The 21,096-nt window shown below is 39.4% G+C and carries 19 protein-coding genes; 13 read left to right on the plus strand and 6 right to left on the minus strand.

What is annotated here, in order from left to right; all coding sequences use genetic code 11:
- Window positions 1–2 precede the first annotated feature (2 nt).
- The 4 genes from J5X91_RS01655 to J5X91_RS01670 form a co-directional block, all read right to left on the minus strand.
- On the minus strand, window positions 3–617 hold the full coding sequence (locus tag J5X91_RS01655) for a PqiC family protein (protein ID WP_208833935.1): 615 nt from the start codon (window positions 615–617) through the stop codon (window positions 3–5).
- On the minus strand, window positions 617–2,272 hold the full coding sequence (gene pqiB / locus J5X91_RS01660) for an intermembrane transport protein PqiB (RefSeq protein WP_179807142.1): 1,656 nt from the start codon (window positions 2,270–2,272) through the stop codon (window positions 617–619). Before pqiB ends, J5X91_RS01655 begins: the two co-directional genes overlap by 1 nt.
- Window positions 2,269–3,498 (minus strand): paraquat-inducible protein A, encoded by a 1,230-nt coding sequence (locus tag J5X91_RS01665; RefSeq protein WP_197182297.1) that lies wholly within the window; start codon window positions 3,496–3,498, stop codon window positions 2,269–2,271. Before J5X91_RS01665 ends, pqiB begins: the two co-directional genes overlap by 4 nt.
- A gap of 157 nt (window positions 3,499–3,655) precedes the next feature.
- Window positions 3,656–4,471: a thioesterase family protein gene (locus J5X91_RS01670; RefSeq protein WP_011329984.1), complete on the minus strand. Its 816-nt coding sequence runs from the start codon at window positions 4,469–4,471 to the stop codon at window positions 3,656–3,658.
- A gap of 254 nt (window positions 4,472–4,725) precedes the next feature.
- Between J5X91_RS01670 and dnaK the strand changes: the two genes are divergently transcribed.
- The 10 genes from dnaK (at window position 4,726) to J5X91_RS01720 (ending at window position 16,721) form a co-directional block, all read left to right on the plus strand.
- A complete protein-coding gene (gene dnaK, locus J5X91_RS01675; RefSeq protein ID WP_011329985.1) occupies window positions 4,726–6,642 on the plus strand; it encodes a molecular chaperone DnaK in 1,917 nt (638 codons plus the stop codon).
- 189 nt (window positions 6,643–6,831) lie between these two features.
- Window positions 6,832–7,974 (plus strand): molecular chaperone DnaJ, encoded by a 1,143-nt coding sequence (gene dnaJ / locus J5X91_RS01680; protein ID WP_182677957.1) that lies wholly within the window; start codon window positions 6,832–6,834, stop codon window positions 7,972–7,974.
- Between the two features lie 77 nt (window positions 7,975–8,051).
- Window positions 8,052–8,513: a Cys-tRNA(Pro) deacylase gene (ybaK, locus tag J5X91_RS01685; protein WP_182683645.1), complete on the plus strand. Its 462-nt coding sequence runs from the start codon at window positions 8,052–8,054 to the stop codon at window positions 8,511–8,513.
- Window positions 8,514–8,569: 56 nt separating this feature from the next.
- Entirely contained in the window at window positions 8,570–8,821 is a 252-nt protein-coding gene (locus J5X91_RS01690; protein ID WP_208833936.1) for a hypothetical protein, read from the plus strand.
- A 164-nt stretch (window positions 8,822–8,985) separates the two neighbouring features.
- A complete protein-coding gene (locus J5X91_RS01695) occupies window positions 8,986–9,249 on the plus strand; it encodes a hypothetical protein (protein ID WP_041454922.1) in 264 nt (87 codons plus the stop codon).
- 149 nt (window positions 9,250–9,398) lie between these two features.
- Window positions 9,399–11,129 (plus strand): cache domain-containing protein, encoded by a 1,731-nt coding sequence (locus J5X91_RS01700; RefSeq protein WP_208833937.1) that lies wholly within the window; start codon window positions 9,399–9,401, stop codon window positions 11,127–11,129.
- A complete protein-coding gene (locus tag J5X91_RS01705; RefSeq protein WP_011329990.1) occupies window positions 11,122–12,486 on the plus strand; it encodes a sigma-54 dependent transcriptional regulator in 1,365 nt (454 codons plus the stop codon). The genes J5X91_RS01700 and J5X91_RS01705 overlap by 8 nt, the downstream gene beginning before the upstream one ends.
- Before the next feature lie 188 nt (window positions 12,487–12,674).
- On the plus strand, window positions 12,675–13,634 hold the full coding sequence (locus tag J5X91_RS01710; RefSeq protein WP_208834017.1) for a porin: 960 nt from the start codon (window positions 12,675–12,677) through the stop codon (window positions 13,632–13,634).
- A gap of 11 nt (window positions 13,635–13,645) precedes the next feature.
- The gene (locus J5X91_RS01715; RefSeq protein ID WP_208833938.1) at window positions 13,646–15,121 is read left to right on the plus strand and encodes a DASS family sodium-coupled anion symporter; all 1,476 of its coding nucleotides are present in this window, start codon (window positions 13,646–13,648) and stop codon (window positions 15,119–15,121) included.
- A 178-nt stretch (window positions 15,122–15,299) separates the two neighbouring features.
- Window positions 15,300–16,721, plus strand: a complete 1,422-nt coding sequence (locus J5X91_RS01720; protein WP_182683641.1) for a coniferyl aldehyde dehydrogenase — start codon at window positions 15,300–15,302, stop codon at window positions 16,719–16,721.
- Window positions 16,722–16,839: 118 nt separating this feature from the next.
- On the opposite strand, the gene J5X91_RS01725 is transcribed toward J5X91_RS01720, so the two are convergent.
- Window positions 16,840–17,565, minus strand: a complete 726-nt coding sequence (locus J5X91_RS01725) for a tetratricopeptide repeat protein (RefSeq protein ID WP_193038794.1) — start codon at window positions 17,563–17,565, stop codon at window positions 16,840–16,842.
- Window positions 17,566–18,077: 512 nt separating this feature from the next.
- On the opposite strand from J5X91_RS01725, the gene J5X91_RS18065 reads away from it, so the two are divergent.
- The 3 genes from J5X91_RS18065 (at window position 18,078) to J5X91_RS01735 (ending at window position 20,102) form a co-directional block, all read left to right on the plus strand.
- The gene (locus tag J5X91_RS18065) at window positions 18,078–18,440 is read left to right on the plus strand and encodes a hypothetical protein (RefSeq protein WP_244363711.1); all 363 of its coding nucleotides are present in this window, start codon (window positions 18,078–18,080) and stop codon (window positions 18,438–18,440) included.
- Entirely contained in the window at window positions 18,433–18,939 is a 507-nt protein-coding gene (locus J5X91_RS18070) for a hypothetical protein (protein WP_244363713.1), read from the plus strand. The genes J5X91_RS18065 and J5X91_RS18070 overlap by 8 nt, the downstream gene beginning before the upstream one ends.
- Before the next feature lie 131 nt (window positions 18,940–19,070).
- Window positions 19,071–20,102 carry a GGDEF domain-containing protein gene (locus tag J5X91_RS01735; protein ID WP_208833939.1) on the plus strand — a complete coding sequence of 344 codons (1,032 nt, stop codon included), beginning with the start codon at window positions 19,071–19,073 and terminating at the stop codon, window positions 20,100–20,102.
- 3 nt (window positions 20,103–20,105) lie between these two features.
- Here J5X91_RS01735 and J5X91_RS01740 read toward each other — a convergent pair whose 3' ends face one another.
- Window positions 20,106–21,044 (minus strand): LysR family transcriptional regulator, encoded by a 939-nt coding sequence (locus tag J5X91_RS01740; protein ID WP_011329997.1) that lies wholly within the window; start codon window positions 21,042–21,044, stop codon window positions 20,106–20,108.
- Window positions 21,045–21,096 lie beyond the last annotated feature (52 nt).

Consider the following 21,096-nt stretch of genomic DNA (forward strand, 5'->3'; position numbering starts at 1 on the left):
GATTATTTAAACCGCGTTTGTTCAATTTGCTTGGCTACTGCTAGGTTGATTTCTTGCCAGGTTTTTTCAAGCGTTGCTACCAGCGCATCATAGCCGTCACCGTCGAGTTGCGTTACATTAGCAAAATTGTGCAAACTTAATAAGCGTCGGCCTGTTTCGGGATGGGTATAATATAAACGCCATAGCCCAGATATATCTGCGTTGCCTTGTAGGTCGCCATTAAAATGATGAATTTCATATTCTAATTCATAAAAAGTTTGTTGATCTAGCTCGGTGATCACCGGTAAACCTTTTATTACCATCCAGTTAGGTAGGGCATTAAAGAGTGTTTGTTGGGCACTTACGGTGAGCATCGAATCAGGTGACTCACCCCATAAGTGATAGTTTGCAGCATGAATTTGATTGTGATCTATTTTCATAGCAATGCCGCGATTATTTAAGGCGCCCCTCAGTACAACTGTTTGTACTCTTAATTGCGCATCAGTTGCACTTACATCTCTTGAGGAGGCAACAATAGGTTGTTCAAACTGATAATACGCGATGGTAGTTTGAATTGATGAACTACAACCGCTATGCAGTAAAACGAGTAAAATAACAAAAAAAGATGATTTAACCATTATTGCTTCCTTGGTTTTGGGTCTGCGGGTAATGCTTTATCAAATATAAACATATTAGGCTGCTCATTTAGGCCTTTAGTTAGCGGCTGTAGCTGCTCACTTAAACGTTTAAACTCTTGCAAGGTTTGCTGTAGCTGATTATTAAACTGCGAACCTGCTTGGTAGCTGGCCATGGTTTTATCAAATTGGCGCATAGTGACTTCAAATTGTTCCATACTCTTGGTCATTTTTTTGAAATTTTGATTAAAGTCACCCGGTAAATTTTGTGTGTCTTTTTGGTTTAGCAAATCGCGCATGTCGTTGGCCAACCCTTGGTAGTCGCTAAAAGTGGCTTGCATTTGTGCTAAGCTATCTTCGATTTTTAGCTCGTTTACCTTATTAAGTACATCAGAAACCTGATCGGCTAATACAGTAATACCGCTAGATATACTTGGAAAAACATCATATTGAGCCAGTTTTTCTAGTTTTGCATCAGGCGCATCTGTATAAATGTCAAAGTCGACATACACAGCACCGGTAAGTAAATTACCCGGTTTAAGCGAAGCGCGCATACCATTGTTTACCCAGCCATTTAAACTCGTTTGCCAATACTCTTTAGCTAAATCGTTATCGTGGTATAGGCGCCCATATTCTATTTTAATAAGCACAGGTACAGCCGTATTTTGGTTTTTAAAGTGAGCTGGTTTGCCGTTAATAATCACATTGGCAGGGGCTTCTACTACTGTACCAATTCGAGTTCCTCGGTATTCAACCGGAGCGCCAGCGCGCAGGCCGCGAATTGATTGCTCAAACTCAATAAGATAGTAGTCAAAGTCGTAAAAGCGCTCTTCTAGTGCTTCTTTATAGCTTTGACTAAGCGAAAAGCTATGCTCATTTTGGGCAATATCGCCAGGTGCTTGTTGATCGGGTAAGCCCACCGATATACCGCCTTTTAAAAGTTTACTAAGCGATCCGGTATTAATGTTTATGCCATCAGCAGAAAGGTCAATTTCTATACCTGAGTTAACCCAAAAAATAGAATTTAAGGTGATCAGGTTTTCGTAGGGTGCTTTAATAAAAATACCGTACTTCATGGCTTGGTTTTTCCAATCAAATGTCGCGGTTTCTATTTGCCCAATTTTATAGTTTTTGAAAAATATACCGGTACTTACTTCAAGTACCTCAGCGTTGTAGCTTAATAACTTAAAGCGTCCGCCTTTAACATCTTTACCAATTAAGGCAGGCTCGTCTTGTAGTTCAAACTTTTCTTTTTTCTTTTTACTTTCCCCAGGCGAAAACTCTAAATATACACCTGATAAAAGCGTACTCATGCCACTAATGCCGGTTTCATCTATACGCGGTTTTACCACCCAAATTTTGGCATCTTCGGTGAGTAAGTTATCGTAGTTTTTATCTATTTGAGCGCGGGCAATAACACTGTCTTGCGAGTCGGATAAACGCACATGATCTATTTGGCCAATTTTAACACTGCGTACTTTAATTTCGGTTTTTCCCGCAACTATCCCCTCCGCTTGTGGCATGGTTATATAAATAGTGGGGCCTAAATTAGTTTGGTATTGATAAAGCATCCAAACACCCACAAACAGGGCAATAACGGGAATAATCCAAATTGCAGAAATTTTTGATTTTTGTGTAATATTAGCGGTTTCGGTCATGCATTATTCTCTGCGTTATTATTTTTAGGTGAATCCCATAGCAAACGTGGGTCAAAGGCGTGAGCTGCCATCATTTGACATAGTACCATAACAGTAAAAAAGGCAACGCCTAAGCCGGGCGTTACCGACATTAAGTTACCCAATTGTACCAAAGCAACTAAAATGGCCACAACAAACACATCAATCATAGACCATTTCCCAATAAATTCAGTAAGTTGATAAATACGTGTATACCCTATGGTGTGATCATTTGCGGGTTTGGCAACCATAAAACACAAAAAGCTCAATACTAAAGCCTTTGCAAGTGGGACTACAACACTGGCAATAAATATAATCATAGCAATAGGGTACGAGCCATTTTGCCACAGTGCAATAACACCAGCAATTAAGGTTGAAGGGCTTTCATCACCTAAACTGGTGGTATACATAATGGGTAAAACATTGGCTGGAATATAGCAAATAATAGAGGTAATTAACCAAGCCGTAGCTTTTTGTACACTGTTGGGGTTTCTAAGATAGGTTTTACTATGGCAACGATTACAAACACTTTGCGTGCATAGTTGATGGCACACATGGCAAGCTTTTATATCGTTATCAATGGCGCGGTGAGTAAGGTTTATATTTTCAAGTTTTTCTACTGGGCCAATTTGTGCCCACAAACGGGGGCGGTTTAAATGTGTTAACGCACTAATATATAAAATAACAAAGCCCACATAAGCCCAAAAGCTCACCCCAAAACTAATATCGGCGAGAGACATTATTTTAACCATACTGACAAGTACGCCAATGAGAAAAATCTCCGACATAATCCAAGGTTCAAGCGCTAGGGTAAATTTTAATAATCGTCGAGCAATACCTTGAGGTAGCGCTCTAAGCGCTCCTAAATGTAATGGTATTAGTATAATAAGTAAGCTCATAGGCAAGGCTATAATACTTAAATCAATAAACAGCCCCAACAAGTTACTATCGTAATTAAATAAAATACGCGCGGCATCGGGCAAGGTTATAGTTTGCGTAATACCACTGCTGCTAAACGAAATAAAAGGATAAAACATGCTGCTGAGTAGCATTAGCAAGGCACTAAAGCTCAGGGCTACAACTCGGCTGTCGTGATCTGTATCTGAGTCAGAAACCTTATGCCCGCAATGGGGGCACGTTGCGACATTTTTTGCCTCAACCAGGGGGACCTCAATAATATAGTCGCAACAAGGACACGCTATTTGCAAAGTGTTCGCTTAGAATTAAACAAAGAGTTAAATTTTGCTATAATTATCGCCTAAATACAAATGTTATAACTGTTGTTGAGCGTAATTAATTATTAGTTAAGAGTGCATTGCAGTGGCACTGGCTACATTATATATAGCTAATACCACTGCTTATACATCAATCAAATAATGCCACTGTTTGGCGAGTAAGGGCAATCAGCTCACCCGATTGCGACCAAATACAGCCGTCTTCTAAGCCGTAACCACCTTTTGCATGATGGGTAATTGCTTCAAAGCCCAACCATTGACCAGGAGTTAAGTTAGGCGCTTGCACAAACTCTAAATACCACGACATACTACTAGCAGGCGCTGGTTGTTTAAACATTTGTAATAAGGTAGGAGGCCATGCATCGGTTAGCGCTATAACATGTGCTTCTGTAATGGCCGCTGGAGTTTCTTTAAAGCGCATCCACCCACCTAAATGGGAGGTTTCTGCACTGCTAAAAGGCATAGCACCTTGTTGTGGGCATAAATCAACATGTTGAAAAAACTCCGGCATTTGCCCTTGTATAAATGGCAATGTATGACGCTCATTAACTTCCTGTAAGCCTAACGACTTTGCAACGGGTACATTAATAGCTGAGTTGCGGTTACTAGCAAAGCAGGCTTGTACAATTACACACACTTGCTCGTTTTGAATTGCTTTGGCCAGTACTTGAGTACTACTTTTGCCTTCACGCAGTATTTCTACAGATAAAGAAAATGGCGTATCGGCAAGCAGCGGGCCAACAAAGTTAGTACTTAAAGATAATAACCGGCGCTCACTATTTACTTGAGCTCTCATTGCTTGATATAAAAGTGCTGCAGATAACCCACCAAAAGCGGTGCGCCCTTGGCACCAATTAGCTTCAAACTGCATGGTGTTTGCCACATTATTAGTGTCGTCTTGATTATTAATATTAGCGGCTTGTTGCAGTAAATGATCGAAATTCATTAGTTAGCGTGTCCTTAAAAGTACGAATTACTAAATATATAACACAGCCAAACTTGTCAGACCAGCAATTAAAGTTCAATACAAACGGCGTAAAAACCAGCGTTGCTAGCAAATATTGCACTTTATTTAGCTTATTTTGTAAAAAAATCAAAAAAAATGATATTTTTTTCATTTTTACAGTTGAATTAAGTTTGCAGCATCCCTATTAACTAGTCATCGAACGTATTAACGAATATTGAAGTTGGAGAAATTTCATGGGTAGAATTATTGGAATAGACTTAGGTACTACAAACTCTTGTGTTGCAGTACTTGATGGTGGCAAAGCACGTGTTATTGAAAACGCGGAAGGCGATCGCACAACCCCGTCTGTTATTGCTTATACGCAAGACGGTGAAACTTTAGTTGGTCAGCCAGCTAAACGTCAAGCGGTTACTAACCCAACAAACACAGTATTTGCTATTAAGCGTTTAATTGGTCGTCGTTTTGAAGACGAAGAAGTACAACGCGATATCGGCATCATGCCATTTAAAATTGTTAAAGCCGATAACGGTGATGCATGGGTTGAAGCGGGCGGCGAAAAACGCGCTGCACCACAAATCTCTGCTGAAATCCTGAAAAAAATGAAGAAAACGGCTGAAGACTTCTTAGGTGAAGCAGTAACTGAAGCAGTTATCACAGTACCGGCATACTTTAACGATTCACAGCGTCAAGCTACAAAAGATGCGGGTCGTATTGCTGGCCTTGAAGTTAAACGTATCATCAACGAGCCAACTGCTGCAGCACTTGCTTACGGCATGGACAAAAACCGTGGTGAAAACATTGTTGCAGTATACGACTTAGGTGGCGGTACTTTCGATTTATCAATTATTGAAATTGATGAAGTTGAAGGCGAGCACACGTTTGAAGTACTTGCTACAAATGGTGACACGCACTTAGGTGGTGAAGATTTCGATAACCGCGTAATCAACTACCTAGTAGCTGAATTTAAGAAAGACCAAGGTCTAGACTTAAAAACTGACCCACTTGCAATGCAACGTGTTAAAGAAGCAGCTGAAAAAGCGAAGATTGAACTATCTTCTGCACAATCTACAGAAGTAAACCTTCCGTATGTAACTGCAGATGCGACAGGTCCTAAGCACATGAACGTGAAACTAACACGTGCTAAGCTTGAGTCACTTGTTGAAGACTTAGTAACTAAGTCAATTGAACCATTAAAACGTGCACTTGCTGATGCTGATTTATCAGTAAGCGACATCAACGACATTATTCTTGTTGGTGGCCAAACACGTATGCCTTTAGTACAAAAAACAGTTGCTGAGTTCTTTGGTAAAGAGCCACGTAAAGATGTTAACCCTGATGAAGCTGTTGCAGTAGGCGCGGCAATTCAAGGTGGTGTACTAGCTGGTGACGTTAAAGACGTACTATTACTAGACGTTTCTCCATTATCTCTAGGTATTGAGACAATGGGCTCGGTAATGACAGCACTAATTGAGAAGAACACCACGATTCCTACTAAGAAATCGCAAACTTTCTCAACAGCTGAAGATAATCAGTCTGCAGTAACAATTCATGTACTGCAAGGTGAGCGTAAGCGTTCAAGCGACAACAAATCTCTAGGTCAATTTAACCTAGAAGGTATTCGTCCAGCACAACGTGGTACACCACAAATCGAAGTAACATTCGATGTGGATGCCGATGGTATCTTACATGTATCTGCTAAAGATAAAGATACAGGTAAAGAGCAAAAAATTACGATTCAAGCATCTTCAGGCTTAAGTGATGAAGAAGTTGAACAAATGATTCGTGATGCTGAAGCGCATGCTGAAGATGACAAAAAATTCGAAGAGCTAGTAGCGACTCGTAACCAAGCAGATGCAATGGTTCACGGTACACGCAAGCAAATTGAAGAAGCTGGCGATGCACTTCCAAGTGAAGACAAAGAAGCGATTGAAGCGGCTGTAGTTGACCTTGAAACTGCTATTAAGAGTGACAAGAAAGACGAAATTGAAGCTAAAACTCAAGCGCTTGCTGAAAAGTCTCAAAAGCTTATGGAAATTGCACAAGCTAAAGCTCAACAAGGTTCAGCTGACGCAGGCGAGCAACAACAATCTGCTAAGCAAGATGACGACGTAGTTGATGCAGAGTTTGAAGAAGTTAAAGACGACAAGTAATTGTTGCTTACGCTTCTAGCTAACACAAAGCACTGTAACTTAGTTAAGTGTTTAAGTTAGAATGAACGATTGAGGCGCGCAGGCAATAGCTTGACGCGCCTTTTGCATGAGAATTAGGTGGTAAATCGATACGATTTATCGGTTTATCAAGCAGCCTAGCTGCAAATAGAAAAGAGTAGTGTGGTAGATATGTCAAAACGCGATTATTACGAAGTCCTCGGCGTAAGCAAAGATGCGAGTGAGCGAGACATTAAAAAAGCGTATAAACGCTTAGCGATGAAATATCATCCAGATCGTACTTCAGGCGACAAAGAGCTTGAAACAAAGTTTAAAGAAGTAAAAGAAGCTTACGAGATATTAACTGACGCGCAAAAACGTCAAACTTACGACCAATACGGCCATGCAGCTTTTGAGCAAGGTGGCGGCGGTGGTGGTCATGGTGGTTTTGGCGGCGGTCATGGCGACTTTGGCGATGTTTTTGGTGATGTATTTGGCGATATTTTTGGTGGCGGCGGTGGCCGACGTCAATCTCGTCAGCAACGTGGATCTGATTTGCGTTACAACATGGACTTAAGCTTAGAAGAAGCGGTTCGTGGTAAAGAAGTCGAAATTAAAATACCAACTTGGGTAGGTTGTGATCCATGTGATGGCAGCGGTGCAAAAGCCGGATCCAAGCCTAAAACATGTACTACGTGTCATGGTGCTGGGCAAGTACAAATGCGCCAAGGCTTTTTTGCTGTTCAGCAAACGTGTCCTACGTGTCAGGGACAAGGTCAGATTATATCTAACCCTTGTGACAGCTGTCATGGACAAGGCCGCGTAGAAAAAACGAAAACCTTATCGGTTAAAATTCCTGCGGGTGTTGATACCGGCGATCGTATTCGCTTAACGGGCGAAGGCGAAGCGGGAATGCATGGTGCGCCTTCTGGCGACTTGTACGTGCAAGTATCTGTTCGTGAACACCGTATTTTTGTACGTGACGCAAATAACTTACATTGTGAAGTTCCTATTAGCTTCACTACAGCGGGTCTTGGTGGCGAAATTGAAGTGCCAACACTTGATGGTCGCGCTAAGCTTAAAATTCCTTCTGAAACACAAACGGGCAAAATGTTCCGTATGCGTGGCAAAGGCGTTAAATCTGTTCGCAGTGGTGCAATAGGCGACTTAATTTGTAAAGTGGTTATTGAAACACCAATAAACCTGAACGAACGTCAGCGTGAATTATTAAAAGAATTAGAAGAAAGCATGGGCAAAGATAGCTCAAAAAACCGTCCTAAAGAGCAAGGCTTTTTTGACGGTGTTAAAAAGTTTTTTGATGATTTAACTAAATAATTTAATGTGTTTTATAATATTAAACGGCGCTTTTTAGAGCGTCGTTTTTTTTGCTCAAAATAATAGCGTAGCAACATATGACACCAGCAATAGAGTTACTAAAAAAACAAAAAATTGGCTTTGAATTATTAAGCTATGAGCACGATCCAAACACCACTAACTTTGGCCTTGAAGCAGCCCAAAAGCTAAACCTTAATAGGGATCAGGTGTTTAAAACCATAGTGCTGGAAAACCAAGATGGACAGCTCATAGTCGCCATTACACCTGTTTCTCAGCAAGTTAACTTAAAGCTGCTTGCCTCATTGTGTGGCGCTAAAAAGGTAGCTATGGCTGCGGCAAAAAAAGTGCAAGCAAGCACAGGTTATGTATTAGGAGGCGTGAGCCCACTGGGACAAAAAAAACGTCTTGCTACTTTTTTGCACAGCAGCGCTGCACAATTTGCATGTATTTATGTAAGTGCCGGTAAACGAGGCTTAGACATTGCGATTAACCCACATGAGTTAACCAAATTAACAGCAGCGGTGCTGGGGGAATTTTGATCGGCATTGATTTTATAACGCCTAGTTAATTAAATTACTGCAAAAATGGAGGACAAATGGCAAAGCCAAATAAAAAAGGGCCAACCAAAACGGTCGATATATTTTGCTCAAGCTGCAGGGCACCTTTATTTAAGTACCGTAAAGGGGGAAAAGGTGCGTTAGTTAAATGTTTTATTGAGCGCATTAGCCAAGACTATACTAAGCAGCCTTGTATTTGCCCAAAATGCGAACGCCCATTTGCGCGGCCCGTAATTATTAAAGGCACAGCTGCATATAAAATGATTGGTGGAAAAGTTACTTTTAAATAAGGCATCTGTTTATTTCAATATTCCGATTAGGGCGGACATAAGCCCTTGATTGAATTTGCTACATTGATAAACTTAACCGGTTTTGCTGTTTCAATGATTGAAAAATACCCTCCCCACGGATTGGGCCAGTCAATTGGGTTTTTAAAATGGAAAAGGATAGACGTGTGATTGCACTTTTATTTGATATTGTAGGTATGACGGGTACTGCTTTAGTAGTGGGTTCATTTTTTTTGTTACAACTAAATAAAGTATCACCAGCGAGTTTGCTTTATAACATGATGAACTTAACCGGCGCTATATTGCTGCTTATTAGTCTTTGTTATAACTTTAATTTAGCCAGTTTTGTAATTGAAATATTTTGGATTGCAGCCTCTTTAATTGGTTTATATAAATATGTTAAAAATAAACCAAAGCTAGGCAAAGCTTAATTATACTTTTATACCGTGAAATTGCCTTATTTCACGGTTTTTATGTTTTTAATACAATTGTTAACAAAAAGTTTATATCTCTCTTTGCATTATGCAGATAAACTATACCCCATTATTAATAGCTAACATTACCCGTTTTATAGGCGTTTATGTTCTTCATTCCTAAAAAAATTATTTTCGCATTTTTATTGCTACTCTTGTTGTTAACAGTCACTTTTTGGTTTGGTCGAATACATGACTTAGAGCAAGCAAAAAAACAAGCCGACCAACAAGTAAGCCAATTAAATAACTACATTGATAATGAGCTTGCTCGATTTGCTGCGATCCCGCAATTACTCACCAATAACAACTTACTCATTCGCTTTACTAATAATGAAGAAGAGCATTATAGCGCTATTAACAACTACTTAGCGGATATACAAAAAGCCAGTGGCGCATCTGATATTTATATACTTAATACTCAGGGCGAGGTCGTTGCGAGCAGCAATTGGCAGGCCGATTATACATTTTTAGGGAGTAACTTTTCATTTCGACCGTATTTTAAACAAGCATTTGCGGGTGAAAAGGTAGCTTATTTTGCGCTTGGTCAGCGTTCAAAAGAGCGTGGATTATATTTTTCGCAGGCTATTTATCATGAAGGTAAAGCAATTGGGGTTGTGGCGCTAAAAGTAAATGTTGCTAAGTTTGAAGACGACAGATCGCTGCTTAATACGGCAGCAGGTAGTCATTTTTATTTACAATTAGCAGATAATGTTATTGCTATGTCGGATGAGCCTAATTGGCGTTTAAACAGCTTTCAAGAGCTGGATATTGCAGCCAGGCGGGAAATAAATCAACGTCGTGCTTATTTAGACTACCAGCCGGGTCTTATTCCTTTACAACAATTTAATAGCCAAAACATTGCACAATTTAAAATTGCTAAGCGTTTATATGTAGTGGCCTCTAAGCCATTAAAACACTTTAATGCTCAAATGAACGTATTAGTAGATGTTTCTAACATAGCAGCCATGCAGTTACCTCGGTTGTTATGGTTGATGATTTTTTATTGTGTGTTTATTTTTATCGTTTATAGCTTACTTGCACGTTTTGCTGGTTATAAAAAACTACTTTATTCTAGGCACAGTTTAGAGCAAAAAGTGATTGAGCGTACCCAAGCACTTGAAAAAGCTCAAACCGCTTTAGTACAGTCTGCAAAACTTGCCACCATAGGGCAATTAAGCGCAGGCATAAACCATGAAATTAACCAGCCTTTGTGTGCCATGAACGCTTATTTAGCCAGTGCAAAAATATTGCTAAATAAAGGTAAGTTAACAGCATTAAACGAGAACTTAGTCATTATTGAGGGCTTAGTAGAGCGGGTGCATAAAATTGTTGCGCAATTAAAACACTTTAGTAAACCTTCAAAAATGCAACTAAGGCCGCACCCTTTGTCGGCATTATTAAATAACGCTTTAATGATCACTCATTCACAACTAAAACAAGATGATATTAGCATTATTCCTCCGCAGTTTGAGCAAAATATTACCGTTTTGGTCGATTCGCTTAAGTTTGAACAAGTATTAGTTAACGTTATTACTAATGCATCGCAGGCAATGAGTAACTGCGCAACGCGGCAATTAAGTTTTGAAGTTGAATGCTTTGATGGACGCGTAAAACTATCGATATTAGATACAGGATCTGGCATAGAACACCATACTTTAGGCTCTATTTTTGAACCATTTTATAGTACCAAGTCGAGTACCGGTTTAGGCCTTGGTTTATCAATATCTAAGCAAATCATCGACTCGTTTGATGGTCGTTTAAGTGCGCATAATCGCCCAGAAGGGGGGGCGCAGTTTATTATTTGTCTTTGGAGTACTGCGGAGTCACAACATGATTGAGCCACTGCTTTGTAAACAGGTAATGGTTATTGATGATGAGGCGATGATCCGCGATTCGTTAAATCAATTACTCACTTTGGAAGGCTACCAAGTTCAATGTTTTAGTGATGGGGCAACGGCGCTTAGTCGCTTAAGCCGAGGCTATAGCGGCGTGGTCCTTAGCGACATTAATATGCCAGCAATGGACGGGCTTACGTTACTTGAGCAAATAAAAGCGTTTGATAGTGAGTTACCGGTTATATTTTTAACTGGGTATGCCGATGTGTCGGTGGCGGTAAAAGCGATGCAGTTAGGCGCTTATGATTTATTTGAAAAACCCCTTAACGAGCATTTAATAGATTGTATTGCTAGAGCGTGCGATAAACGCAGCCTGGTAATGGAAAATCGCGCTCTTAAACGCGCGGTAGAAAAAACCTCAGCGCCGGGTGTGCGTATTTTAGGTGATACGCCTAAAATGCAGCACATGATGAAGCTGCTTAATACCGTGATAGATACTCCTGCAGATATATTAATTGAAGGTGAAACTGGGACTGGCAAAGAGCTGGTTGCACGTTACTTACACGACCACAGTAACCGTTCAAGCTGTCAATTTGTAGCGATTAACTGTGGTGCTGTGCCAGAGCAGCTCATAGAAAGTGAACTGTTTGGTGCTGTAAGCGGTGCATACACTGGGGCCACAAAAAATAGAAAGGGTAAATTTGAATTTGCCCAAGGTGGCACTGTTTTTTTAGATGAAATAGAAAGCACCCCGTTGTCGTTACAAGTAAAGTTACTGCGTGTACTAGAGGAGCGAAAGGTAACGCCGGTTGGCGCTAATCATACCGTTAACTTAGATATTCGCATTGTTGCTGCTACTAAAGTTGATTTGCTGGCATTGGTGAATGAAGGTGGGTTTAGAGCCGATTTATATTATCGCCTTAGTTTGGTCAAAGTAAGCATTCCAGCGCTGCGCGATCGAAAAGCTGATATTCCTTTATTATTTAAGCATTTTAGCTCAATTGCGGCAACGCGGTTTTATAAACCACTTGGGGCATTAAATGTAGAGTTAGAACAACGTTTATTAGCCTATGACTGGCCAGGTAACGTGCGTGAACTAAGAAACCAAGCAGAACGAGCAGTATTGTTAGGGCCTGAATTAGCATTTGCGCAAAGTGATTCAGCTGATCAACAAGTGTTATCACAAGATTTAAGTTTGGCCGAAAAGGTCAGTTATTATGAGCAATCTTTAATAGAAGAAGCATTAGAGCGTAACCATGGCAGTATAAAAAACACCATGGGCACGCTGCAAATTGCGCGTAAAACCTTGTACGACAAAATGAGTAAATATGGTCTAAATCGGGATATGTTTACTGATTAGGGCATGTAGTAGTGTGCGATAAAGGTGATGTTTTTAAATAAAAGTGTGCGGATATCCGCACACTTTTTTGCTTTAAAAACAGTGTTAATCATTTAACTTACTGAAATTTATGTTTATTTAGTAGTTGGCCACCATTTTGCTTTAATGGGTGTACAACAATAAGTAGATTCTAATTTTTAGGACACATGATGATAAACAACACACACGTTAAACGTTCTGCGCTTACTTTATTGTGTAGCATAACTGCCTTACCTAATATGGTATTAGCTGCTGAATATTCTGTGTATGGTAAAGCAGAAGTACAAATAGCTAAAACCGACACAGGTGTTATGCGCTACGCTGATGAAGGCACACAAATAGACGCGCCATTTTCACGCATAGGGATCAAAGGACAACACACACTTAACGAGTACGTTAGCGCAGTATTTAAATACGAAGTACAAGTAAAGGGCTTTGAACATGACGATACTAACGAGCCGTTTGCAGCGCGTAATACCTATTTAGGTTTAAAAGGTGTGTTTGGTGAAATAGTTGTCGGTAGAAACGATACCCGCTTTAAATACTCAGAAGGTAAGCTGGATAATTTTAACGAAACACAAGCCGATATAGCACAAGTTATTGCTGGGCAAGACCGCCTTGGTGATACCATCACTTACACTTCAAACTATTGGCATAATGCTCAGTTTTCATTTACTTATGCCCCCAAAGACGATAATAAAGATAACCAAGCGGGTTTTGCCGCTACACTTATTTACGGTGATCGTAATTTAAACAATACGCCATATTATATTTCTTTAAGCCATGTTGACTCACTTAATAATATTAAAGCGAGTCGGATTGCAGGTGTTTATAAGTTTGAGCAGTTACAGCTAGGTGCTTTGTATCAACACTCAGATTCAATAGATGGCACTAAATCAGGCAATGGCTATGTACTAAGTGCAAGCTATACATTAGATAAATGGGTTCCTAAATTACAGTTTGCAAAAGATGACTCAGCACTGCGTCAAGAGTCAGAAGCCACTCAGTGGAGTACAGGTTTAGACTATGTATTTGATAAACAAACCACGGCTTATCTTTTATATACAGACTTAGACTTAGAAGAAAACGCCGATAGCAGCTTAGCGCTTGGTCTTAGGTACAAATTTTAAGGTTTAGATAAATGACACAACAAATTTTGCAAAATAACGTGCCTAAAAACCAATTTAAGCAATGGTTATTACTGTTACTTGGGCCAAGCATAATGCTATTGACCTGTTTACTCGATCCCCCTACGGGCATGTCCAGTGCCGCGTTTAAAACTGCTGGGTTAGCATTTTGGATGGCGTCGTGGTGGGTAAGCGAAGTAGTGCCTATTCCGGCGACTGCTTTATTGCCACTTGTTATATCGCCACTGGCTGGTATAGCAGGTATGAAAAGTGTAGCCGCGCCTTATGCTCATCCATTAATATTTTTATTTTTAGGTGGGTTTTTAATTTCTATCGCAATGGAGCGCTGGGGGTTACATAAACGCATAGCACTGAGCACCATGTTGTATGCAGGCACTAAGCCTAGCTTACAAATTTTAGCTATGATGCTGGTTACGGCCTTTTTATCTATGTGGATGTCAAATACAGCCACTGCAGTGATGATGCTACCAATAGCTTTGTCTATTACACATTTAGTAAAGCAGTCAGATCCTAGCAATGAAGGATTTGGAAAAGCTTTACTACTTTCTATTGCTTATGGTGCGAGTATTGGTGGTATTGCAACATTAATCGGTACTCCGCCTAATGCTTTAATGGCAGCTTACTTGTCCGATAGCTACCAAATAGAAATTGGCTTTGCACAGTGGATGCTAGTCGGTGTGCCACTGGCGGTAAGTATGCTGTTTATTAGTTGGATTTGGCTTACAAAGTTTGCTTATAAAGTAGACGCAGGTATTAAAAATAATCAAAAAATAGACACCAAAGCTGTATTTACTGAACAATTAAAAGCACTTGGTGAAATGCAACGCGCCGAAAAAGGCGTGTTATTTGTATTTGTGCTTGCTGCCGCGTGTTGGATATTTAGACCTTTGCTAGGCGAGTTTAGTGGTTTGAGTATTTCAGACACCACTATTGCGATTGCAGCGGCGTTATTATTATTTGTATTGCCTGCAAATAAAGGCACTAACGAGCGTATTTTAGATTGGGAAAGTGCTGCTAGAGTGCCATGGGGCGTATTATTATTGTTTGGTGGTGGCTTAACACTTGCCTCGCAAATAAAGTCATCGGGCTTGGCGCAATATATTGCACAAATGATTCAAGGCGCGAGTGCTATTCCTCTCGTTATGAGTATTTTAGTGGTCGTTGCATTAATTACATTTTTAACCGAAATCACCAGTAACACCGCCACCGCGGCTGGTTTTTTACCCTTACTTGGCCCCGTTGCAGAATCCATTGCAGGCTCACCACTTGTGTGGGTTATTCCGGCGGCGATTGCCTGTAGTTGTGCATTTATGATGCCAGTAGCCACTCCGCCAAACGCAATTGTGTTTGGCTCAGGGCAAATACAAATGCGCGACATGATACGCGCAGGCTTTGTGCTTAATATTGTGGCAATTGTTTTAATTACCTTAGTAACAATGACAATTGCAGCGCAAGTATTTGGCTTTTAAATTACGCAGCTATTGGCTGCTAAACAACAGCCAATAGCTGCAACAGTTACCACTTAGTTCCAACCAAAACCAGAGTAGTTTTGTATATAGTTCAATACTATGCAAAATTACTCTTTATTGCTCGTATTACAGAACAAGGTTATAGTCTCAAATAACTTTAAAATTTGAGTAATCTATTTTGACTATCGACGCACCGCAAACACCTTCGTTAACTACACAATTTGATGAGTTACAACAGTACTTTATAAAAACTCCTTACTTGTCGATTAATAAACGCATCACAGTGTTAAAGCAATTGCGCAGTCGTATTGTAGAGTTTGAGCAAGAGCTGATAGACGCAGTATCAAAAGACTTTGGTTATCGCACCGCATTTGATACCTTGCTAGGCGATATATTACCCACCATGCAAGCCTTAGCGCACACCATAAAAAAACTACCAAAGTGGTCTAAACCAAGCAAGCGATCAGTAGGTTTAAGCTTATGGCCTTCAAAGGTGAGCGTAACATACCAGCCTAAAGGCGTGGTTGGCATTATAGCGCCTTGGAATTACCCAATACAGCTTGCCATTGTGCCTGTTATTACCGCATTGGCAGCGGGTAATCGTACAATGTTGAAGCTCAGTGAGTTTACCCCCCACACCAATCAAGTGCTTGAAAAGCTATTTAGTGGTGAACTAGAGCAGCATTGTAAAATAATACAAGGGGGGAGTGACGTTGCTAGTGAGTTTTCATCGCTGCCATTTGCACACCTGTTTTTTACAGGCTCAATTGCGGTAGGTAAGTTAGTAATGGGCGCTGCAAGTGCTAATTTAACGCCAGTTACCTTAGAGCTTGGCGGTAAATCGCCTGTTATTATTACTGAAAAAGCAGATATTAAAAAAGCGGCGCAAGCAATACTCTTTGGTAAAATGGCCAATGCTGGGCAAATTTGTGTTGCCCCCGATTATGTATTTGTACCCAAAGAGCTTGAGCATCAATTGGTGCAACACTTGTGTGAATTATATAAAAAACACTACAAACAAGGGGTAGAAGGTAAAAATTTAACCTCTATTGTAAGCGACGCTCACTATGCACGCTTATCTGGTTATTTAGAACAAGCACAGCAGCTAGGCGCAACCATAATTAAACCTCTTGAAGATAACCAGCAAGACCCAGATAAACATCGAATGGGGCTACATATTGTCACCCAAGTAACCGATGACATGCAATTAATGAAAGATGAGCTATTTGGCCCAATATTACCTGTAATGAGTTACACCAACTTAGAGCACGCAATAAGTTATATAAAGCAGCATCATCACCCATTAGCCTTGTATATTTTAGGGCAAAATAAACAAATTCAAGAATATATTATAAAGCAAACACTAAGTGGTACTGTTGCGGTTAACGACACCTTAGTGCAAGTAACTGCCGATGATGCGCCGTTTGGTGGAGTGGGGCATTCTGGAATGGGGCATTATCATGCTAATGAAGGGTTTTTAACCTTTAGCCATGCTAAAAACACGCTGGTTTCTGGATCATTCAATCCACGTATCGGCATGCTACTTAAACAAAGCAAAGTACTAATTAAGTTATTAAAGTGGCTTTATATTAAAAAGTAGTGAATATAACAAAAAGGCTAAACTCATCTTACTGCATTAGTTAGTATTAGCGAGCTTAGCCTTGTTATTTAAACGCTGTTTTAGAGCAATTAATTAAAACAGCGTTTAAAGCAGTTTATTAAAACAACCGCCCTTCACCAGCGTAAGTGCCGGCTAAAATTCTGGTATAAATAGCGTCGGCTTTTTCTTTTGCTTCTTCCACTTCTTTGGGCAGCATTTTTTGCTCGTCGAGCTTGCGACTATGGCTTGCTTGCATATTGCCGTTATACTCGGCAATGGTGTTCCAAATATATGACTTTTCTAAATTCTTAGGCATGCCTAAGCCTTCAAAGTACATTAAAGCTAAATTAAATTGCGCCAAAGTATAATTATTGGCTGCAGCTTTTTCATACCACGTTTTAGCAAGTTCATAATCTACGCTTACGCCATCACCATTGGCATACATAACGCCTAGGTTAAATTGTGCAGCGGGTAGGTTTTTGTTTGCCGCTTGTTCAAATAACTTTATTGCCATTTGTTTGTCGAGTTTTACCCCGTTGCCTTCATCGTATAAAACGGCTAAAGCAAACATAGAATCGGGGTGATTTTTTGCTACCCCTTGTTGATAAAGTTGAGCAGCTTTACGGTAGTCACGCGTTACACCATACCCACCTTCATACAATTTACCCAGCTCATAAATACCAGGGGCAAAGCCTTTATCTGCTAGGTAATTAAACTCTTTTAGTGCTTGTGCAAATTCGCCTTCATTAGCGGCTTTGATCCCTTCCTCTAACCCAGCATGAGCGAAAGGGCTACTAAGTAAAATGCCAGCTAGGAGTAAGGTTTTAAAATTAAACTGTGACATAAAAATGTCTCCAATAAGTGATAGTTGCAATGTGTACTATTTAAACATTATTCTATTTAAAATTTTGCGCTAAATGAGGTAATGCAACGTTTAAAAATTAAGTGCAAAGTTTATTGCTTGTTATGCATTACGCTGGCTTTAGTATTAAGCACCGCATTAGCAAATGCAAAGTACGCTTATTATAGCTTAAAGCCGAGCAGAGTTGTTTTAGCAGTGTAAGATACAGATATTACAAAAAATTTAAAGCAGTAAAAAAAGCCCTTTCGGGCTTTTGGGTCATATCAACCGTCACTAATATGAAAAATGAAGATGTAAGCTAAACTTTGTTTATTAAAACCTGAGCTACATAAGTATTACGTGCTTAAATAAAATAACAGCATCCGTGCTTAAAGTTCATCCTTGGGCACTGAGGTCGGTACATTTAACTTATGCGAGTGATTATCAGTTAGATTTAAATTAAAGTCAAATGCAAATAAAAACTATTATCAAGTTTGTGTGTGCGCAGGAGAGTTATGTTAATTAAAATAAATACAAAAAAAATAATACATGCAATGGTAGTCATCAGCTTTGTACTTTTAGCTAGCTGCTCTACTTCTTTTGCTTATAACAATTTACCTTGGCTATCATCATTTTGGGTAGATGACTACATAGACCTAAACAGTAGCCAAGCAAAACAGCTTAAAATTATAATTAAACAAACCCGTAATTGGCATCGTCAGGTAGAGCTGCCTAAGTACAAGCAAGATCTTATCAAGTTACAAAAAACATTTAATAGTGAGTTTAATATCAGCGATTTAACACAGCAGGTTACTGTAGCTAAATTGCATTGGAGCAATTTATTAGTACAGGTTAGCGCCTTTAATAGAATTGGCTAAAACACTCAGTACCAAGCAACAACAAGAGCTTGTAACTAACATACAAGCTAACTTAGCTGACGAGTTAAAACAGTATCAAGAGCAAACGACGCAACAACTTAGCGAAGAGCGCCTAAAAGAGCAGCTTAGTTATTATAAAGATTGGTTAGGGAAATTAACTAAGCAGCAAACACAGCTTATAACAGTAGCTAACGAGCAGCATATTAATACCTTTGTGCTTTGGCAGCGTTATAAGCAAAATAGGTTAAACGCACTGCAACAGGCTTTTAATTATGAATTACGTAATGTTGAGCAGTTTGAGCAGCAAATGAGCATTATAATTACCGATCGTGAATATTTTATTAGTGAAGAATTAGCGGCCAAAAACCAAGCTAATTTAATGGCTCATGTAAATTTGCTTGTTAGTTTAAATAGTACTTTATCGGATAAACAACGCCGCCACGTAAATAAGTACTTTGCTGAGTTGATAGAGACGGTGGACGATCTTATTGCTGATTAGGTTTTTTACGCAGTACAGTAACGAATTTTTATATAATTATTTACCAGCAGGGCTGCTATTGTAGGTAAACTATTTTGTTATATTTATGTTTCACGTTAAACTAATTTTTTATTTTTTATCAAGTTTCATAAATGGATATAGCAGCACTTAATAGTACAGAGTTTTTAAGGAAAAATGTTCTCAAATGGGTCAGCTTATGCTTTGGTTGCTTGGCGTTGGTATTTGCAGGTTTTAATCTTACTGTGAATAATTTAAGTGTGCTTGGTTATTTTGAAGTTGTTTTTTCGCTGTATTGTTTTTGCATTTATTTTCGTTTGGGTAAACACTCGGTGCAAGTTTGGCAGTCTGTTGTTATGTGTGCCTTTATTTCTTTTATTGTGGTTTTTGGAGCTTATATAGCCGCACCTAGTAATGGGGTGTTTGTTTGGGCGTTGGTGCTGCCTACTATGTATTATTTATTGCTAGGAAAAAACTATGGATTTATTTTTTCTATGGTTTTGCTTAGCTTACAAAGTATTGTATTAATGAATAAATCCTCGTTAGCTCCTTTTACTTCTCTGAATTTATATTTAAATATATTATTTGCTTATATTGTTATTTGGGCTATTTCACATACATTTGAAAGTAGCCGCGCATCGTTTTCAAAAAGACTTAAAAAACTTGCCATGCTTGACCCTCTGACCGGAGCGGGTAATCGTTTGGCAATGAATCATTACTTTTCGGTTGAGTTACGTGAGCGTACCCAGCTTTACTTATTTTTAGTTGATTTAGATTTTTTTAAGCAAATAAATGATAAATACGGCCACGATGTGGGCGATAAAGTATTGATAGAAGTAGCCACGCTATTAAAAGTTACTTTTGCTAAAGGTTATGTTTTTAGGGTCGGGGGCGAGGAGTTTGCACTTATAAGCTCGTTTAATAGTGAGCATGCAGCGCTTGCTGTTGCCGAAAAAGTAAGAGCTGCACTGGAAAATAAATACATAAACGTTGATAACTATAAAATAAACCTAACAGCAAGTATTGGCGTTGCAAATTATAAACCCCAACAATCACTCAATGAATTGCTTAAAGCAGCCGATAAACAGCTTTATAAAGCCAAAGATTTAGGGCGCAATAGCGTTTATTATCCAGCGGTTAAAAGTGACAAAACAGCGCTTATATAACGATTAATACATGTGATCAAAATTTGGGATACTGTTTTCCCAAATCGGTTTATCTTTGCCTAAATACTCGCGCACAGCATCAAAAAATAGTCGCGTTCTGACCGGTAAGTCGCGATGCGGATATAACGCATACATAGCACTGTGGTCCATTATTTTTATATTGGTAAGTAATGGCACTAACTCGCCATCAATAACTTCGTTATCGAGTAAAAATGCAGGCGCCAAAAAGTAACTGGTGCCAGAGAGTGTTTTCATTAGCAATACTTCAGCGTCGTTAGCCCGAAACACACTCCTTATTTTTTGCTCGCAAGCCTCACCTTTATCGTTATAGTAATTTATTGCATCCACTCTAAATGCATTGCTTTTATAGCTTGCCGCCGGTAATTGAGCCAGATCGCTCATAGTTTTAGGCATGCCATAGGTTTTTACAAATTCAGGTGTTGCTAATATTAATAAACGATTACGGGCAATTTTACGCGCAATGAGCGATGAATCTTTTGGCTCGCCAATTCTAAATGCTAAATCAAACCCTTCAGATACTATATCGACCAAGCGGTCATCTAAACGTAATTCTACTTCTACTTGTGGAAAGCGTTTTTGAAAATCATTAATAACAGGTTGTAAATAACGGCGACCAATAATGGTTGACGCTGTTATTTTTAATAATCCACGCGGCTCTTGGTGATAGTTTTCGGCCATGCGCAGGGTTTCACCTAGCAGCTCTCTAAGGTCGGCTGCTTTTTTTATCATTTCGGCGCCCGCTGCAGTAAGCGAAAAAGAACGTGTTGTTCTGTTTAACAACCTCACGCCAAGCTCATCTTCTAAACGGCTAATTTGTTTTGATATAACGGAGCGGTCAATATTACGTATTTCAGCTGCTTTGGCAAAAGAGCCTTGTTCAACCACTTCAAGTAACATTAAAAGTCGACTAGTTGTATCCATAATATTACCTAAAATAGTTTATTGATGCCATTTTGGCATTAATGAATTTAGA

It is taken from the genome of Pseudoalteromonas sp. K222D (genome assembly GCF_017653575.1).
In the GTDB taxonomy this organism is placed as follows: domain Bacteria; phylum Pseudomonadota; class Gammaproteobacteria; order Enterobacterales; family Alteromonadaceae; genus Pseudoalteromonas; species Pseudoalteromonas nigrifaciens.

Bases quoted from the DNA above. Each gene is read 5' to 3' on its own strand.
- J5X91_RS01655 (WP_208833935.1), bottom strand. From the start codon at position 617: ATGGTTAAATCATCTTTTTTTGTTATTTTACTCGTTTTACTGCATAGC.
- J5X91_RS01740 (WP_011329997.1), bottom strand. From the start codon at position 21,044: ATGGATACAACTAGTCGACTTTTAATGTTACTTGAAGTGGTTGAACAA.
- J5X91_RS01715 (WP_208833938.1), top strand. From the start codon at position 13,646: ATGACACAACAAATTTTGCAAAATAACGTGCCTAAAAACCAATTTAAG.
- dnaK (WP_011329985.1), top strand. From the start codon at position 4,726: ATGGGTAGAATTATTGGAATAGACTTAGGTACTACAAACTCTTGTGTT.
- pqiB (WP_179807142.1), bottom strand. From the start codon at position 2,272: ATGACCGAAACCGCTAATATTACACAAAAATCAAAAATTTCTGCAATT.
- J5X91_RS01735 (WP_208833939.1), top strand. From the start codon at position 19,071: ATGGATATAGCAGCACTTAATAGTACAGAGTTTTTAAGGAAAAATGTT.
- J5X91_RS01710 (WP_208834017.1), top strand. From the start codon at position 12,675: ATGATAAACAACACACACGTTAAACGTTCTGCGCTTACTTTATTGTGT.
- dnaJ (WP_182677957.1), top strand. From the start codon at position 6,832: ATGTCAAAACGCGATTATTACGAAGTCCTCGGCGTAAGCAAAGATGCG.
- J5X91_RS01725 (WP_193038794.1), bottom strand. From the start codon at position 17,565: ATGTCACAGTTTAATTTTAAAACCTTACTCCTAGCTGGCATTTTACTT.
- J5X91_RS18065 (WP_244363711.1), top strand. From the start codon at position 18,078: ATGTTAATTAAAATAAATACAAAAAAAATAATACATGCAATGGTAGTC.
- J5X91_RS01670 (WP_011329984.1), bottom strand. From the start codon at position 4,471: ATGAATTTCGATCATTTACTGCAACAAGCCGCTAATATTAATAATCAA.
- ybaK (WP_182683645.1), top strand. From the start codon at position 8,052: ATGACACCAGCAATAGAGTTACTAAAAAAACAAAAAATTGGCTTTGAA.
- J5X91_RS01700 (WP_208833937.1), top strand. From the start codon at position 9,399: ATGTTCTTCATTCCTAAAAAAATTATTTTCGCATTTTTATTGCTACTC.
- J5X91_RS01690 (WP_208833936.1), top strand. From the start codon at position 8,570: ATGGCAAAGCCAAATAAAAAAGGGCCAACCAAAACGGTCGATATATTT.
- J5X91_RS01705 (WP_011329990.1), top strand. From the start codon at position 11,122: ATGATTGAGCCACTGCTTTGTAAACAGGTAATGGTTATTGATGATGAG.